This is a genomic window from Paracoccus sp. (in: a-proteobacteria), from assembly GCF_030538655.1.
GTDB lineage: Bacteria > Pseudomonadota > Alphaproteobacteria > Rhodobacterales > Rhodobacteraceae > Paracoccus.
Genome location: NZ_JAUNTO010000003.1, coordinates 13,536 through 30,162 on the forward strand (window position 1 = coordinate 13,536; position 16,627 = coordinate 30,162).

Sequence of the window (16,627 nt, forward strand, 5' to 3'; positions counted from 1 at the left end):
GGGGGAGGATACGCATGACCCAGATCACCTATCCGCGCCTGTTCCGCCCCGGCCCGCCGTCGGCCAGCCGTGCGCATCAAGCCAGGGCCTTGACCGCACCGGAACGCCATACGGTGCAGGGTGGCGGGGCCTTGCTGGTGGCGCTGGCTGCGGGCGACCGGCTGACCCTGACCAATACCGAAGGCGGCCAGCGCGCCGAATTGGTCACGGCGGACCTGTCCGGGCGTATCGCGCCTCTGCTTGGTCCGGGGATCGAAGAACCGCATGGCCTGCGTCGCGCTCTGACAGGCGGAGATGACAGTTTGCGGCGTCTGGCGCGGGGAATCGCTGCGCGCGGGATCGACCTGTCCGGTCGCTGCGCGCTGGTGCTGTTTGGCACCGACAGCCCGGCAGGCGACAGCGCGGGCTTTGAGGCTGGCGGGGCGGGCTGGCTGATCGTCTGCGCGCCCGCCGATCCCATGGACCCGGCCACCGGGGATACCGCCAGCCCGCTGGTGCTGACCATCCAGCGCACCACCCCCGGCCAACGCATGGGATACGAACTACCCGACCCGCTGGCCGATCCTGTGCTGGATTTGCGGGTAAAGTCGGCCACGGCAGAAGGGTATCTGGTCCGCGCTGGTGAATATATCCAGATCATCGACGTCGATGGCCGGCAATGCACCGATTTTCAGTGTTTTGACGCCCGCAAGCTGGATCGCGGCATTCAGAATCCACTGGATGTGACAACGACCCGCACCATTCTGGGGCACAGCTATGCCATGCCCGGCCTGCATTCCAAATATTTCGATCAGGATATGACCCCTTTGATCGAAGTGGTTCAGGATACGTGCGGGCGGCATGACGCATTCGCCATGGCCTGTTCGGCAAAATATTACGATGACATCGGTTATCCCGGCCATATCAACTGCTCGGATAATTTCAACGCGGCGCTGTCGGGTTACGGTGTTGACCCGCGTCATGGCTGGATGGCGGCGAATTTCTTTTTCAACACCTGGATCGACGCGCATGGCGTGCTGATGGCAGATGAACCATGGTCGCGCCCCGGCGATTATGTGCTGCTGCGGGCGCTGACCGATATTGTCTGCGTATCCTCGGCCTGCCCTGACGACACCAGCCCCGCGAATGGCTGGTATCTGAGCGATATTCACATTCGCAGCTATGCCGCCACCGAACGCTTTTCCCGCGCCGTTGCCTGGCGCCCCATGCCGGATTCGGACCCCGTGATGACCAGACAAACCACCTTTCACGACCAATTTGCCGCGCTGACCCGCGACTTTGTGGAATACAAGGGATTCTGGCTGCCCAACAGCTTTCCCGGTTCCAGCCCGGTCGAGGAATATCGCGCCTGCCGCGAGGGTGTCGCCTTTATGGACCTGTCCGCCCTGCGCAAGTTCGAGGTGACAGGCCCCGACGCCGAGGCGCTGCTGCAATGGGTTTTGACGCGCGATGTCAAGAAACTGGGCGATGGACAGGTGGTTTACAGCGCGATGTGCTATCCCCATGGTGGTATGATCGACGATGGCACGCTGTTCCGGCTGGGCCACGACCGCTTTCGCTGGATCGGAGGGGCGGATTACGGCGGCGAATGGATGCGCGAACAGGCCGCGGCACTGGGGCTGAAGGTGATGATCCGCGGTTCCACCGACCAGTTGCACAATCTGGCGGTGCAGGGTCCGGCCAGCCGTGATCTGATGAACCGCATCATCTGGACAGCACCACATCAGACGGCGATCCCCGAACTGGGCTGGTTTCGTTTCACCGTGGGCCGGATCGGCGGACCAGAAGGGGCGCCGGTCGTCGTGTCGCGCACCGGCTATACCGGCGAGTTGGGCTATGAGATCTTTTGCCATCCCAAGGACGGCGCGGGGGTGTTTGCCGCCGTTCAGGAACAGGGCGCGCGTCCCATGGGGCTGGCGGCGCTGGACCTCCTGCGGATCGAGGCGGGGTTGATCTTTGCCGATTACGAATTCACCGACCAGACCGACCCGTTCGAGGCCGGGATCAGCTTTACCGTGCCGCTGAAATCCAAACCCGATGACTTTATCGGCCGTGACGCACTGATCCGCCGCAAGGAAAACCCGCGACACACGATGGTCGGGCTGGTGATCGACAGCCGCGAAACCGTCGGCCATGGCGACTGCCTGCATATTGGGCGCGCACAGGTGGGCGAGGTGACATCGGCGATGTGGTCGCCGCTGCTGGATGCGCAGATCGCGCTGGCCCGCGTCGATGTGACCCATGCTGCCGAAGGCACCGAAATCGAGGTCGGCAAGCTGGACGGTCAGCAAAAACGCCTGCCTGCCCGCATCACCGCATTCCCCCATTACGACCCGAAAAAGGAACGTCCCCGGTCCTGACCGGGCAACAACAGCGAGGTTCACATGACTGCATCATGGCGTTTTTCAACCCTTGGCGACCGTCACCGGGCGCTTGGCTCTGATCTGGAGGATTGGTCGGGCATGGGCACGGCGTGGTCCTATACCAGCGGCGACCCGGATGCCGAATATATGGCCATCCGCACCAAGGCCGGGCTGATGGATGTGTCGGGGCTGAAAAAGGTTCACCTGACCGGCCCCGCCGCCAGCCATGTCATCGACCGGGCTACCACGCGCAACATCGAAAAGCTGATGCCGGGGCGGTCGGTCTATGCCGCCATGCTGAATGATGCGGGCAAGTTCGTGGATGATTGCGTGATCTATCGCACCGGACCGAATGCCTTCATGGTCGTTCACGGTGCTGGTGCCGGGCATGAGCAACTGGCGATGTATGCGAGCGGGCGCGATGTATCGGTCCGGTTCGATGACAATCTGCATGATCTGTCGCTGCAAGGGCCGCTGGCGGTTGATTATCTGGAACGCCATGTTCCCGGCATCCGCGACCTGCCCTATTTCGCGCATCTGCAAACCTCGCTGTTCGGCAAGCCCGCGATGATCTCGCGCACCGGATACACGGGCGAGCGGGGTTATGAACTGTTCGTGCGCGGGCAGGATGCGCCGATGGTCTGGGACCGGATTCTGGACGAGGGGGCGAATATCGGCATCATCCCCTGCCGTTTTACCACGCTGGATCTGCTGCGTACCGAAAGTTACCTGCTGTTCTTCCCCTATGACAATTCGGAAATATATCCGTTCGACGATCAGCCCGGCGGCGATACGCTGTGGGAACTGGGGCTGGATTTCACCGTCTCGCCAGGCAAAACCGGGTTCCGGGGCGCGGATGAACATTATCGGCTGAAGGGCAAGGAACGGTTCAAAATCTGGGGGCTGAAGCTGGCGGGCGACAAGGTGCCGGGCAATGGTGCGCCGGTATATCGCGATGGCAAGCAGGTCGGCGTGGTGACGCAGGCCATGCATTCACCACTGAACAACTGGACAGTGGCGATTGCCCGGCTGCCGCTCGATTGCGCGAATGACGGAACCCCGCTGATCGTGAACTGCGCCGAACATGGCGAGATCCGCGCGACCACGGTGGCCATGCCCTTCTATGATCCTGACAAGAAACGCCGCACCGCCAAGGGTTAAGCCACGCCCGGCCGCCGGGGTCTGGCTCTGGCGGTCGCTATCCCTATCAGGACGATTGGAATGAGCAGCCTGCCCCCCTCCTCTCTATTCGTCAGCCGCCCGGTTTATGCGCGGCTGGAACCGCGCCCCTGTTCTGCGGCGCTGATGATCTGCGATGATAACGGTGCCGCCGCTTTGGCTGATCTGGGCCGTGCTGCGCCTGATCTGATGACCAAGACCACGATTATTCATGTCGCGGCAACCGCCCGCCCCGGCGCGCTGATTGATCTGGCGCGGCGCTATGACGAAACCTCTGATCTGAACGCTGCCATAGACGCGGCCATGGCAAATGCGCGGATGGGGCTTCAGGTGTTTCTGGCCGGGTCCGAAGGGGTCATCGCGCAGGCACAGGCGCGCTTGCTGTTGCATGGCGTTCCTTTGGGTGCGATCCAATCCGAACATCGCGGCACCGCCGCCCGCCGGATGCAATGCGTGCATTGCAAGACGATTGCCGAGAACGTGACGACAGATCCCTATACCTGCCCCGGATGCGGGCGGGCGCTGTTCGTGCGCGATCATTTCTCGCGCCGCCTGGGGGCGTTTCAGGGGGTCTGCGTGGATGCCGAAACCCCCGGTATCATCCCCGATCCCGTGGAGATCCGCCTGTGAAGCTTGACCTGATCCTGACCGGGCGGCAGGCCCTGACCCCACGCATCACCCGCTTTCGCTTTGAACATCCCGATGGTGCGCCTTTGCCGGTATTTTCCGGTGGGTCGCATGTCATGGTCGAGATGCCCGATGGCGATGTGCTGCGCCGCAATGCCTATTCGCTGATCTCTGATCCTCTGGACGGGGCGGGCTATGAAATTGCCGTCCAGCGCGAAAACAAAGGCCGGGGCGGATCGCGTTTCATGCACGAACAGGTTCAACCCGGCACCCGGCTGCGGATCGGGGCGCCGGTGAACCTGTTTGCCCTGAACCTGACCGCGCGCAAGCATCTGCTGATCGCGGGCGGCGTCGGTATTACACCGTTTCTGGCGCAGGTGCCAGAGCTGGCGCGGATGGGCGCGGATTACGAGCTGCACTATGCCGTCCGCCACCGGGCCGAGGCCGTCGCCGCGCCTGATGGCACCCATCTGCACATCAGTGACGAAGGGTCGCGCATGGTGCTGGATGGCATCCTGTCGGAACAGCCGATGGGCACGCATCTGTATGTCTGCGGGTCTGGCAGTATGATCGACACGGCGCTGAACGCGGCCCGCGCAATGGGCTGGTCCGAGGATGCGCTGCATTCCGAGGAATTTCTTGCCCCCGCCCCCGGCGAACCGTTCGAGGTTTTCTGCGCCGCATCGGCACGCCGCCTGACGGTCGGCCCGCATCAGTCGCTGCTGGAGGCGATGGAGGCAGCAGACATTGATGCGCCATGGCTGTGCCGGGGCGGTGCCTGCGGGCAATGCGAAACCGATGTAATTGCCTGTGACGGCGACATCGACCACCGCGATCACTGGCTGGAACCGGGCGATCACGCCCGCAAGATCATGCCCTGCGTTTCCCGTTTCCGGGGCAGGCTGCTGACCATCGACAGATAGGATAGTGCCATGACCATGACCTTTAACAAGGAAACCTTTCGCGGCGATTACAGCTTTTACAACTCACCCGCCGCGATCCGTCGCTTTCCTTTTCCGTTTGATCGCGACGATTACATGTATTCCGTCAATATCGAGCCGCACAAAGGCGGCCCGCAGGGCAGTGTGTTCGAGCGCCGCTTTGACGTGGACGAACATTATGTCGCGGAAATGGAGGATCGCGCCATCACCCTGTCACACGATCCGATGCGCTGTCAGTCCTTGCCGCATATGGCGTGGGCAGGATGGGATTTGCTGGAACTTATCATGACCTGCAAATCCGAGGATTACCCCGATCTGTTCACACTGCACCGCGATGGCAACCGCTGGCGGTGGGTGAACCGTCCGTTGGGAATCGACGACAGTTTCACCTTTCTGGATGATACGACACTGCCCTGCGGGCCGATGGAATACATAACCCGGCAGACTCAGGGCGATTTCGCTGTGCTGGACCAGCGCGACAGCAATCTATGGATGGATGCCGGGATGGTCACGTCGCAGGCTGACTGGAGCCTGGATTTTGACATCGGCATGAACTTCTTTGAATGGCACGCCCCGGTGCCGCGCGCGGCGGAAATGGGGGTGTTCCAACGGGCGCTCAAGTTCTTGATGAATGTGCAGCAGGATACTCCGGCCCGGCGGCTGAACTGGACGATGACGGTCAACCCGCGCCTGGACACCAGCCCGGAAACCTATCCCGAATGGGGGCCGGAAAAACGCAGCCTGACGCCGGAAAACATTGGCGAAAAGCAATTCCTGCGGGTCGAGCTGCAATCCTTCTGGCGCTTGCCCCGATCCAATGCGCTGGCGTTCCCGATCCGTTGTTATCTGATTTCCTTGCAGGATCTGGTCACAGTGCCGAAATGGGGCCGCCGCCTACACCGCGTGATCCGCGATCTGCCCGAGGATCTTGCCACCTACAAAGGGTTCATCGACAATCGTCCGCTGATCGTGGACTATCTGGCACGGTTCGATGACGGTGCGCCGACCTCGCCGGGGATATACCCCGACCAAGATTTACGCGGCGGGGCTATTCCGTGACCCTGAACGGATCAAAGGCCATCCGTCCCCGTGTCGCCATCATCCGCCGCCGCCGCACCGGCGCCAGCCCGAACATGGCGGAATAGGCACGGCTGAAATGGGCCGCGCTGCCAAACCCGGTAATCAGCGCAATATCCAGCATGGGCAGCGCGGTTTGCTGCACCAGTTCGTCCGCTTTTTTCAGCCGCATCTCGCGATAGAACTGCATCAGCGGACAGTCCAGATGGTCGATGAACAGCCGCTGCAACTGACGGGCGCTTAGCCCGACCTGCGCGGCAATCTGATCGGCGCTTAACGGATCGGCCAGATGACTGAACATCAGATCTATTGCAGCAGTCAGCGCCGGATGTGCATTGCCGGGCTGTTGCGCTTCGCGCTGCGGCTCGTTCGCGGTGCGGGGACGGGGGTGGATAAACCACTCTGCGACAGAGCGCGCAAAGCCCGCGCCATGATCGCGGGCAATGACCGCGCACATCATATCCAACACGGCAACACCGCCCGCGCAACTGTAACGGTCGCGGTCAATGACATACAGCGCGCGGTCGATCAGCAATTCGGGCATCTCCTCGCTGAGCGCGTCGATATGTGCCCAGTGCAGGGTAAAGCGCCGCCCGCGCATCAGGCCATAGCGCGCCAGAATCGCCGCCCCGCCGGAAATGCCGCCCAGACTGATGCCGCGCCGGTCCAGTGACCGCAGCCCCCGGATCAGCGCCGGATCGTGATATTGCATCGGGTTGCCGCCCGCGACGACAAAGACCAGATCCAGCGCGCCAGTGGCCGCGCCGCCATGTGTTTCGATCAGCGGCAATGCCGGAAATCCGCCACCCGAGGTCGAAGCTGCAAACCCGCCGCCTACAGAAAAGAACGCGGGGCGATACAGATCGGCCCCGGCAAGGTGATTGGCCGCGCGCAACGGCTCGACCGCCGCAGTCATCGACATCAGCGAATAGCCAGGTGTCAGGATAAAGCCGATGCGCACAGGGTTGCCCACAAAAATTCCCTTCAGGCATGAAATATTCTTGAAAATATTCACTGCTGTCTGAAAATGACAAGGCTTCGTCTGAAATCATCAATCATACGATTGGTGCGCGGATATTCTGATTGTCAGAACATCAGAATCACAGGTGCAGACCGTGCGTTTTTCAGGGCTGAGAGTCATCCGCGAGGCACTGACCGGCCACAAGGGCTGGGGACTGCTGTGGCGTAATCCCGACCCGCAGGCGGCCTATGATTACATCATCATCGGAGGTGGTGGGCATGGGCTGGCGACGGCCTATTATCTGGCGAAGACGTTCAAACAGTCCCGCATCGCGGTTCTGGAACGCGGCTGGCTGGGGCAGGGAAATATCGGGCGGAATACGACGATCATCCGGTCCAACTATCTTCTGCCGGGGAATGAGCCGTTCTACGAATTTTCCATGAAACTGTGGGAAGGGCTGGAACAGGAATTCAACTTTAATGCGATGGTCAGTCAGCGCGGCATCCTGAATCTGATCCACAGCGATGGTCAGCGCGACGCGTATCGCAGGCGCGGTAACGCGATGCGGCTGGCGGGGGCGGACGCGGAACTGCTGGATACGGCGCAGGTGCGGGCGATGTATCCATGGCTGAATTTCGACAATGCCCGCTTTCCGATAAAAGGCGGTCTGTTGCAGCGCCGCGCCGGAACGGCCCGGCATGATGGCGTGGCCTGGGGCTATGCCCGCGGGGCCGACCGGGCGGGTGTGGACCTGATCCAGAATTGCGAGGTGACAGGTTTCCGTATCGAACAAGGCCGGGTGACAGGGGTCGAAACCACGCGCGGCCATATCGGCGCGGGCAAGGTGGGTGTTGCCGTGGCAGGCATGTCGGGCAAGGTGATGGCGATGGCCGGGATGCGCCTGCCCATCGAAAGCCACGTGTTGCAAGCCTTTGTGACCGAGGGGCTGAAGCCCGTCATCGACGGGGTGATTACCTTTGGCGCGGGGCATTTCTATGTCAGCCAGTCCGACAAGGGCGGGCTGGTCTTTGGCGGCGACATCGACGGCTATAACTCCTACGCGCAGCGCGGCAACATGGCCGTGATCGAGGATGTGGCGCAGGGCGGCATGGCTCTGATGCCGATGATCGGTCGGGCGCGGCTGTTGCGCGTGTGGGGCGGCATCATGGATATGTCGATGGACGGCAGTCCGATCATCGACCACACCCCGGTTCAGGGTCTCTATCTGAATGCGGGCTGGTGCTATGGCGGGTTCAAGGCCACGCCTGCCAGCGGCTATGCCTTTGCGCATCTGCTGGTCACCGACCGCCCGCATGACACCGCCACCGCCTATCGGCTGGATCGGTTCCGGCGCGGTTATCCCATCGACGAAAAAGGCATGGGCGCGACGCCCAATCTGCACTGAGGGCCGATATGCTGATCCCCCATCCCCTTCTTGGCCTGCGCGACGCGTCCGAGTTCACTTATCTGGGCGATGCTTCACTGTTGAACCGTCCCGACCCTGCCGCGCCCGATGCTGCTGAAGCGTTTCACGATTACGTCCACCTGCGCGATAACCCTGCGGGCCTGCATCGCGAATTGTGGTTTCACGAACAGGGCGACCGGAGCTGGCTGATCGTCACCCGCGACACCGTGACCCATGAAATCACCGGCGCGGAACTGGCCCGGAAAGGCGGTGCGGCATGAGGCTTGCGGGTGGGTTGATCGACCGCAATCACGGACTGATGTTCAGCTTTGATGGCCAGACCTATCAGGGCCATGCGGGCGATACGCTGGCCTCGGCGCTGCTGGCCAATGATGTGCGACTGGTGGGGCGCAGCTTCAAATATCATCGCCCACGTGGCATTTTCAGTGCCGGGTCCGAGGAACCGAACGCCCTTGTCACCCTGCACAGCGGCGCCCGCGCAGAACCCAACACCCGCGCCACCATGGTCGAACTGTTCGACGGTTTGCAGGCCAGCAGCCAGAATTACATCGGCTCGCTTCACCGCGATTTGCTGGCGGTGAACGACCTGCTGTCGCCGTTCTTTGCCGCCGGATTTTACTATAAAACCTTCATGTGGCCCAAGGCGTTCTGGGAAAAGCTGTATGAACCCATGATCCGCCGCGCGGCGGGGCTGGGGGCGCTGTCGGGCCTGCCCGACCCCGACGATTACGACGCGGGTTTCCTGCATTGCGACCTGCTGGTGATCGGGGGCGGCGCGGCAGGTCTGGCGGCGGCGCTGACGGCGGCGCGGGCAGGCGGGCAAGTCATTCTGGCGGACGAAGATTTCCGCCTTGGCGGGCGTCTGCTGGCCGAAAGCGCACCTTTGGATCGCCCCGCAGCCGAATGGATCGCCGGGATCGAGGCCGAATTGACCGCCCTGCCCAACGTCCGGGTGATGCGGCGCACGACCATCTGGGGGGCCTTTGACCATGGCGTCTATGCGGCGGTGGAGCGGGTAGGCGACCATCTGAGCGCGCCAAAGGGTGTGCGGCAAACGCTGTGGCGCATTACAGCGCGCCGCGCAATTCTGGCGGCGGGCGCGACGGAACGGCACATTCCCTTTGCCGATAACGACCGCCCCGGCATCATGCTGTCAGGGGCGATGCGGGCCTATGCGAACCGATGGGCCGTCAGCCCGGCGGCTCGGGTCGCGGTTTTCACCAATAACGACGATGGCCACTGCACCGCCCGTGATCTGGCGGCGAAGGGCGTGGATATTGCCGCCGTCATCGACAGCCGCACCGATGCGCCCTCTGCCGAATACCGGGTGATTGCGGGCAGCATGGTGACGGGCAGTAAAGGCCGCCATGGCCTGACCAGGGTTCAGGTCAACGGCGGCGAGTGGATCGACTGTGGCGCGCTTGGGGTGGCGGGGGGGTGGAACCCAAATGTGCAAATCGCCTCGCACCACCGCGGGCGGCCGGTATGGGATGAGGGGTTACAGACCTTTTTGCCTGGCACCGGCGGGCCTGTGGGGTTGACCGTCGCGGGTGCCGCCGCAGGTCGGGGCTGCACGGCGACCGCGCTGGAATCGGGGGCCGCTGCCGCGCGGGATGCGCTGGCCGATCTGGGGATCACCGCGCATATTCCCGATCTGCCGCAGGCCAAGGACGCGCCCGCCAATCTGCGCCCGCTCTGGCATGTGCCCGGCAAGCGCCGTGCATGGGTGGATTTCCAGAACGACGTGACGGTCAAGGACATCGCACTGGCGCATCAGGAAAACATGCGCCCGGTCGAACATCTGAAACGCTGGACCACGCTGGGTATGGCGACCGATCAGGGCAAGACATCCAATGTCACTGCGCTGGCGGTGATGGCGGAACTGACCGGCAAGACGATCGCGCAGACCGGCACCACAATCTTTCGCCCGCCCTATACGCCGGTGTCGCTGGCGGTTCTGGGCGGCGGCGATACCGGGCCGGATTTCCGCCCCCGTCGCCTGACGCCCACACACCCTTGGGCCACCGCGCAAGGCGCTGTGTTCGTCGAGGTGGGACCATGGATGCGGGCACAATATTTCCCCCACACGGGTGAAACCCATTGGCGCGAAACCGTTGACCGCGAGGTTCTGGCCACCCGTTCCGGTGTCGGCATCTGTGATGTGACCACGCTGGGTAAGATTGATGTGCAGGGCGCGGATGCGGCCGAATTCCTGAACCGCATCTACTGCAATGCCATGGCCAGCCTGAAGCCCGGCATGGTCCGTTACGGCCTGATGCTGCGCGAGGACGGGTTTGCCTATGACGATGGCACCTGCGCCCGCTTGGCCGAGGATCATTTCGTCGTCACCACAACCACGGCGCAGGCGGGGCCAGTCTATCGGCATATGGAATTCTGCCGTCAGTGTCTGTGGCCTGATCTGGATGTGCAGTTGATCTCGACGACCGATGCCTGGGCGCAACTTTCCGTCGCCGGGCCGAATGCGCGGGCATTGCTGGAACGTGTCGTTGACGGGTTCGATCTGTCGAATGAAGCGTTCCCCTTTATGGCCTGCGCGGAATTGACGGTCTGCGGCGGGCTGCGGGCGCGGCTGTTTCGTATCTCGTTCTCGGGCGAACTGGCCTATGAAATCGCCGTTCCTGCCCGCTATGGCGCGGCGCTGATGGAGCGGCTGGTGACAGTGGGCGCGGATCTGGGCGCGACACCCTATGGCACCGAGGCGCTTGGCGTGTTGCGCATCGAAAAGGGTCACGCGGCGGGCAATGAACTGAACGGCCAGACCACGGCCCAGATGTTGGGGCTTGGCCGTATGGTCAGCACAAAGAAAGACAGCATCGGTGCGGTCATGTCACGGCGCGAAGGGCTGATGGCCGACACAAGGCGGCTGGTGGGGCTGCAACCCGTGGATCCTGCGGAACCCGTCGTCGCGGGCGCGCATCTGTTCACCGAAGGCGCGGCGCAAGATACGGCCAGCGATCAGGGCTGGATCACCTCGGCCTGCTATTCGCCGCATGTCGGGTCGTCAATCGGACTGGGCTTTTTGCAAGACGGTGCCGGGCGGATGGGCGAAATCGTGATCGCCGCCAATCCGCTGCAAAATCAATCCGTGCGGCTGCGCGTCGTGTCACCTCATTTCATTGACCCCGACGGAGGACGCCTGCGTGACTGATCTGCCCCCCTTTAGCGCCCTGGGCGATACCACGCCGCGACAGGCGATATGCGGTCCGCTGACCATCTGTGAAAACAGCGGGCTGGGGCTGGCCTCACTGGCGTTGCGCCGGGGGATGGCGCGACCGTCCCCATTCGGTCTGACGTTGCCCGCTGTGGGGCGTTATGTCACCGGCGCAAAGGTCGCCGCTTTCTGGACCGGCCCGGATCAATGGATGATCGAAGGACCAGATCGTGCCGAAACCGATTTCGCGCGCGATGTGGCGGCGCAGACGCCCGGCTGTTCTGTTACCGAACAAACGGATGGTTTTGCCGCCATCGAAATCACCGGCCCGGCCATTCCTGCCCTGATGGAGCGGCTGGTCAATCTGGACCCGCTGCACTTTGGCCCCGACAGCGCCACCCGCACCGGCCTGCATCACCAAAGCGTTTTCGTCATTCGCCGCGCAGAAGATCATCTGGCCATTATCGGAATGCGCTCGGCCATGGGATCGCTGTGGCACGCGGTCACGCAAGCCGCCCGGCGACTGGATGTGACGATATGAGCGCGCAGATTATCGACGGCAAGGCATTCGCGGCGGATGTGCGGGCACGCGTGGCTGAACATGTCGCGGCGCTGAAGGCGCGCGGCATCACGCCCGGCCTGGCGGTGGTGCTGGTCGGCGACGATCCGGCCAGCCACGTCTATGTGCGCAACAAAGGCGTGCAAACGCGCGAGGCCGGGATGGCATCCTTTGAACACCGGCTGCCCGCTGATACGCCGCAGGTCGATCTGATGGCGCTGATCGCGATGCTGAACGCCGATCCGGCCGTGCATGGGATTTTGGTGCAGTTGCCGTTGCCCGCGCAAATGAATGCCGAGGCGGTTCTGAACGCCATTGACCCGGCCAAGGATGTGGACGGGTTTCATATCCTGAACGTTGGCCTGCTGGGCACCGGGCAAAAGGCGATGGTGCCTTGCACGCCATTGGGCTGTCTGATGATGCTGCGTGACCGTCTGGGCGATGTGTCAGGGCTGAATGCCGTGGTCGTTGGGCGCAGCAATATCGTCGGCAAACCGATGGCACAGCTGCTGCTGGCCAATAACTGCACCGTGACCATCGCCCATTCCCGCACCTCCGATCTGGCAGCGGTCTGCCGGGGCGCGGACATTCTGGTCGCCGCCGTTGGCCGCCCGCGCATGATCCCCGGCGACTGGATCAAGCCGGGCGCAACCGTGATCGACGTGGGCATCAACCGTATTCAGACCGGCGATACGGCTCGTCTGGTCGGGGATGTCGATTTTGACAGCGCAGCAAAGGTGGCGGGTGCGATCACGCCGGTTCCGGGTGGGGTGGGGCCGATGACCATCGCCTGCCTGCTGGCCAATACGCTGACGGCCTGCTGCCGCGCGGGCGGCCTGCCCGAACCGCAGGGCCTGACCGCCTGAACCATAAAACCAGCAGGGAATATCTTATGCCGAACAAATACTGCCTGACCGTCGCCTGTCCCACACGTCGCGGTATCGTGGCCGCCATCGCCGGGTTTCTGGCTGAAAATGGCTGCAACATCACCGACAGTTCACAATTCGACGACATGGAAACCGGACGCTTTTTCATGCGGGTCAGCTTTATCGCCGAAACCGGCGCCGCGCTGGATACGCTGCGCGACGCCTTTGCGCCGGTTCAGGCTGAACTGGACATGGTGGCCAGTTTTCACGACGAAGCCGAAAAGATGAAGGTCGTCATTATGGTCAGCCGCTTTGGCCACTGCCTGAACGACCTGCTGTATCGCTGGCGTATCGGGGCACTGCCGATTGACATCGTTGCGGTGATTTCCAACCACATGGATTATCAAAAGGTCGTCGTGAACAATGATCTTCCGTTCCACTGCATCCGGGTGACAGCGGAAAACAAGCCCGAGGCCGAAGCGCAACTGCTGCGCATCGTCGAGGAATCCGACGCTGAATTGATCGTGCTGGCGCGCTATATGCAGGTGCTGTCGGACAAGCTGTGCAAAAAGATGTCCGGGCGGATCATCAATATCCACCACTCGTTCCTGCCATCGTTCAAGGGCGCGAACCCTTACAAACAGGCGTATGAACGGGGCGTGAAACTGATCGGCGCGACCTCGCATTATGTGACCGCTGATCTGGACGAAGGCCCGATCATCGAGCAGGACACGATCCGCGTGACGCATGCCCAGTCGGCGGATGATTACGTCAGCCTTGGCCGCGATGTCGAAAGCCAGGTTCTGGCGCGTGCGATCCATGCCCATATCCATCGCAGGGTTTTCCTGAACGGAAACAAGACGGTGGTCTTCCCCGCCTCGCCCGGTTCCTATGCCAGCGAGCGGATGGGCTGATCGCCGGCTTTCTTTCTGTGACGCAAGCATCGGATGTGCGATCAGATCGCGCCTCCGGTTTTCGTGCCGTGAAAATGGTTGCCTTTCATCCGCCAGTGGTGAACAGCGTCCCCAACCACACGCAGCGGAGCGGAAATGTGACAACAAAGCGCCCGGACCAGGATAAGCTGACCCAAAACCCCCACGCGCTGCGCGAAGCCCCCGAGCGCAATCTTGAGGTTGCCATCGGCCGCGTGGTGCGGGATCTGCGCAAACGTCAGCGCATGACAGGCAGCGATCTGGCTGTGCAGACCGGACTTTCGGTCGGGATGCTGTCCAAAATCGAAAATGGTTTGATCTCGCCGTCGCTGAATACGTTGCAGGTGCTGGCCAATGCTTTGCGGGTGCCGCTGGTCCAGCTGTTCCAAGGTTATGGCGAGCCGCGCGGGGCGATGCATGTCAAATCGGGCGAGGGTGTCGAAATTGACCGCGCCGGAACCCGCGCGGGGCATCAGTATCACCTGCTGGGGCATATCGGATCGAATGAATCCGGCGTGGTGGTTGAACCCTACATGATTGTCCTGACTGCTGAAAGCGACCGCTTTCCGACCTTTCAGCACGAGGGTATCGAATTGCTGTATATGCTGGAAGGCACGGTTGGCTATCGTCACGGCGAACAGGTCTATCGGCTGGAGCCGGGCGACACCCTGCTGTTCGATGCCGACGCGCCGCATGGGCCGGTCGACCTGATTGATCTGCCCGCCCGTTACCTGTCGATCATCACTTATCCGCAAAGCAAATAAAAACGGGCACCCCGCCACAGGCGCCCGCTTTTGCACGCAGTTGTCTTAATGTGTGTGGCTCAGCACCGTTTTCATGACGGTGGCTGATACCGTTTCGGATGGCTGAGACACCGCAGCGCCGAACAGCCCGTCATCCAGACGATAGCCCGCCTCACCATGTTCGACAGTATCCAGCCCATCATATTCCGCCTCGGCATCCACGCGCAGGCCGCGGGTCGCAGTCGCAGTGATTTTCAAGGCGATATAGGTCGTTACGACACAATAGAGCATGGAAAACAGCATGATCGCCAATTGTATCCCCATTTGCGCCATCATGCTGCGCCCCTCGGGCCAGCCCAGCCCTCCCAGGCTGGGGGCCGCGAAGACCACCGTCAGGATGCCCCCCATGATCCCGGCCACGCCATGAACGCCGAACACGTCGAAACTGTCGTCATAGCCGATGCGGCGTTTGACCACCTCGACCGCCCAGACGCAGACTGGCGCGCTCAGAAAACCGATGGCGATCGCCCCCGCCGGACCAACAAAGCCGCAAGCCGGAGTGACAGAGACCAGCCCGGCGACCGCACCCGACAACAGCCCAAAGGTTGACGGGCGCTTGCGATGCAGCCACTCGACCATCATCCAGCCAAGCGCGCCACCCGCGCCGCCAACCATCGTATTCAGCATCACCAGCCCGGAAAAGCCGTTGATCGCCAGCACACATCCGCCACAAAAAGCCAGCCAGCCGACCCACAGCATCGCCCCGCCGGTATAGGTCATGGTCATATTGTGCGGTGCCATCATCGTGGTGCCATAGCCCCGGCGCGGACCGATCATCAGCGCACAGACCAGTGCCGCAAGCCCGCCGTTCAGGTGAACCACGTTACCGCCTGCGAAATCCTGCGGCTCGTATCCAATCACCCAGCCCCCGCCCCAAGCCATATGGGCCATCGGCACATAGTTTATCATCAGCCAGATCGCCAGAAATACCAGAACGGCAGAGAACTTCATCCGCTCCACGAACCCGCCGACGATCAGAACCGGCGTAATCGCGGCAAACATCAGCATGAACAGCACAAAGACATATTCCGGGATCGTGCCCACAAGACTGTCCTGCGTGATCCCCGACAGGAACGCCCGGTCCAGCCCGCCGATGAACGCATTCAGCGGTCCGCCATCGGTAAAAGCTAATGAATAGCCCAAGGTCACCCACAGCACACACGTCAGCGCGACACTGGCGATGATCTGGGTCATCACGGACAAAACGTTCTTGGATCGTGCCATTCCCGCGTAAAACAGCGCCAGCCCCGGCAGTGTCATCAGCATGACAACCAGCGCACAAATGACGACAAATGCGGTATCGGCGGCGCTGAAATCTGTCCGGGCTTCTTGTGCAAGCGCCATATGGGGCGACAGCGCGGCCCACAGGCAGATTATCTTGAGTTTCATGGAACTCCCCGTTGCAGCTTGGTTATGGTGCCATGATGGGGGATTCGCAGAACCGATAAAGATTCCCTTTGGTGAAATAAATAAACCATCAGGAATATTATGGCGTTTGCCGGATTGCTGACCATGCTGCACATTTTCCTGACAGGATTTGCGCAGATCCCGCACTCATCAAAGCGCGAATCCGGCAGATCGCTGTGGCTGTCACAGGCCCTTGGCCCCCTGCCCCGTCTTCGGGCAGCAATGCGGGCAACTGTCCCCTTGTGCCGCACGGCTTTCCGACATCGCAACCGCATTTTGCTGACGCCCCCCTCCACCGCAGTTCCTGCGGATGC

At 62.2% G+C, this 16,627-nt stretch carries 14 protein-coding genes; 12 read left to right on the plus strand and 2 right to left on the minus strand.

Features of this window, described 5'->3' with window-relative positions; translation table 11 throughout:
* Positions 1-14: 14 nt before the first annotated feature.
* The 5 genes from Q4G22_RS02995 to Q4G22_RS03015 are packed head-to-tail and all read left to right on the plus strand — an operon-like array spanning position 15 to position 6,169.
* Complete coding sequence (locus tag Q4G22_RS02995; protein WP_303384414.1) at positions 15-2,360, plus strand: DUF1989 domain-containing protein; 2,346 nt, start codon at positions 15-17, stop codon at positions 2,358-2,360.
* 24 nt (positions 2,361-2,384) lie between these two features.
* Positions 2,385-3,524, plus strand: a complete 1,140-nt coding sequence (locus tag Q4G22_RS03000; RefSeq protein WP_303384415.1) for an aminomethyltransferase family protein — start codon at positions 2,385-2,387, stop codon at positions 3,522-3,524.
* Between the two features lie 60 nt (positions 3,525-3,584).
* The gene (locus Q4G22_RS03005) at positions 3,585-4,172 is read left to right on the plus strand and encodes a dimethylamine monooxygenase subunit DmmA family protein (RefSeq protein WP_303384416.1); all 588 of its coding nucleotides are present in this window, start codon (positions 3,585-3,587) and stop codon (positions 4,170-4,172) included.
* The gene (locus tag Q4G22_RS03010) at positions 4,169-5,092 is read left to right on the plus strand and encodes a PDR/VanB family oxidoreductase (RefSeq protein ID WP_303384417.1); all 924 of its coding nucleotides are present in this window, start codon (positions 4,169-4,171) and stop codon (positions 5,090-5,092) included. The genes Q4G22_RS03005 and Q4G22_RS03010 overlap by 4 nt, the downstream gene beginning before the upstream one ends.
* A gap of 9 nt (positions 5,093-5,101) precedes the next feature.
* The gene (locus Q4G22_RS03015; RefSeq protein WP_303384418.1) at positions 5,102-6,169 is read left to right on the plus strand and encodes a DUF3445 domain-containing protein; all 1,068 of its coding nucleotides are present in this window, start codon (positions 5,102-5,104) and stop codon (positions 6,167-6,169) included.
* Here the strand turns inward: Q4G22_RS03015 and Q4G22_RS03020 are convergent.
* Positions 6,159-7,160 (minus strand): GlxA family transcriptional regulator, encoded by a 1,002-nt coding sequence (locus Q4G22_RS03020; protein WP_303384419.1) that lies wholly within the window; start codon positions 7,158-7,160, stop codon positions 6,159-6,161. The genes Q4G22_RS03015 and Q4G22_RS03020 overlap by 11 nt on opposite strands.
* Positions 7,161-7,302: 142 nt before the next feature.
* Here Q4G22_RS03020 and Q4G22_RS03025 point away from each other — a divergent pair, with 142 nt between their 5' ends.
* The 7 genes from Q4G22_RS03025 (at position 7,303) to Q4G22_RS03055 (ending at position 14,867) form a co-directional block, all read left to right on the plus strand.
* Positions 7,303-8,553: a sarcosine oxidase subunit beta family protein gene (locus Q4G22_RS03025; protein WP_303384563.1), complete on the plus strand. Its 1,251-nt coding sequence runs from the start codon at positions 7,303-7,305 to the stop codon at positions 8,551-8,553.
* Between the two features lie 8 nt (positions 8,554-8,561).
* The gene (locus Q4G22_RS03030) at positions 8,562-8,834 is read left to right on the plus strand and encodes a sarcosine oxidase subunit delta (protein WP_303384420.1); all 273 of its coding nucleotides are present in this window, start codon (positions 8,562-8,564) and stop codon (positions 8,832-8,834) included.
* Positions 8,831-11,743, plus strand: a complete 2,913-nt coding sequence (locus Q4G22_RS03035) for a sarcosine oxidase subunit alpha family protein (RefSeq protein ID WP_303384421.1) — start codon at positions 8,831-8,833, stop codon at positions 11,741-11,743. Before Q4G22_RS03030 ends, Q4G22_RS03035 begins: the two co-directional genes overlap by 4 nt.
* Positions 11,736-12,287 carry a sarcosine oxidase subunit gamma gene (locus Q4G22_RS03040; protein ID WP_303384422.1) on the plus strand — a complete coding sequence of 184 codons (552 nt, stop codon included), beginning with the start codon at positions 11,736-11,738 and terminating at the stop codon, positions 12,285-12,287. The genes Q4G22_RS03035 and Q4G22_RS03040 overlap by 8 nt, the downstream gene beginning before the upstream one ends.
* The gene (folD, locus tag Q4G22_RS03045; protein WP_303384423.1) at positions 12,284-13,171 is read left to right on the plus strand and encodes a bifunctional methylenetetrahydrofolate dehydrogenase/methenyltetrahydrofolate cyclohydrolase FolD; all 888 of its coding nucleotides are present in this window, start codon (positions 12,284-12,286) and stop codon (positions 13,169-13,171) included. Before Q4G22_RS03040 ends, folD begins: the two co-directional genes overlap by 4 nt.
* 26 nt (positions 13,172-13,197) lie before the next feature.
* A complete protein-coding gene (gene purU, locus Q4G22_RS03050) occupies positions 13,198-14,085 on the plus strand; it encodes a formyltetrahydrofolate deformylase (protein WP_303384424.1) in 888 nt (295 codons plus the stop codon).
* A 137-nt stretch (positions 14,086-14,222) separates the two neighbouring features.
* The gene (locus tag Q4G22_RS03055; protein ID WP_303384425.1) at positions 14,223-14,867 is read left to right on the plus strand and encodes an XRE family transcriptional regulator; all 645 of its coding nucleotides are present in this window, start codon (positions 14,223-14,225) and stop codon (positions 14,865-14,867) included.
* A gap of 45 nt (positions 14,868-14,912) precedes the next feature.
* Here Q4G22_RS03055 and Q4G22_RS03060 read toward each other — a convergent pair whose 3' ends face one another.
* Complete coding sequence (locus tag Q4G22_RS03060; RefSeq protein WP_303384426.1) at positions 14,913-16,295, minus strand: ammonium transporter; 1,383 nt, start codon at positions 16,293-16,295, stop codon at positions 14,913-14,915.
* Positions 16,296-16,627 lie beyond the last annotated feature (332 nt).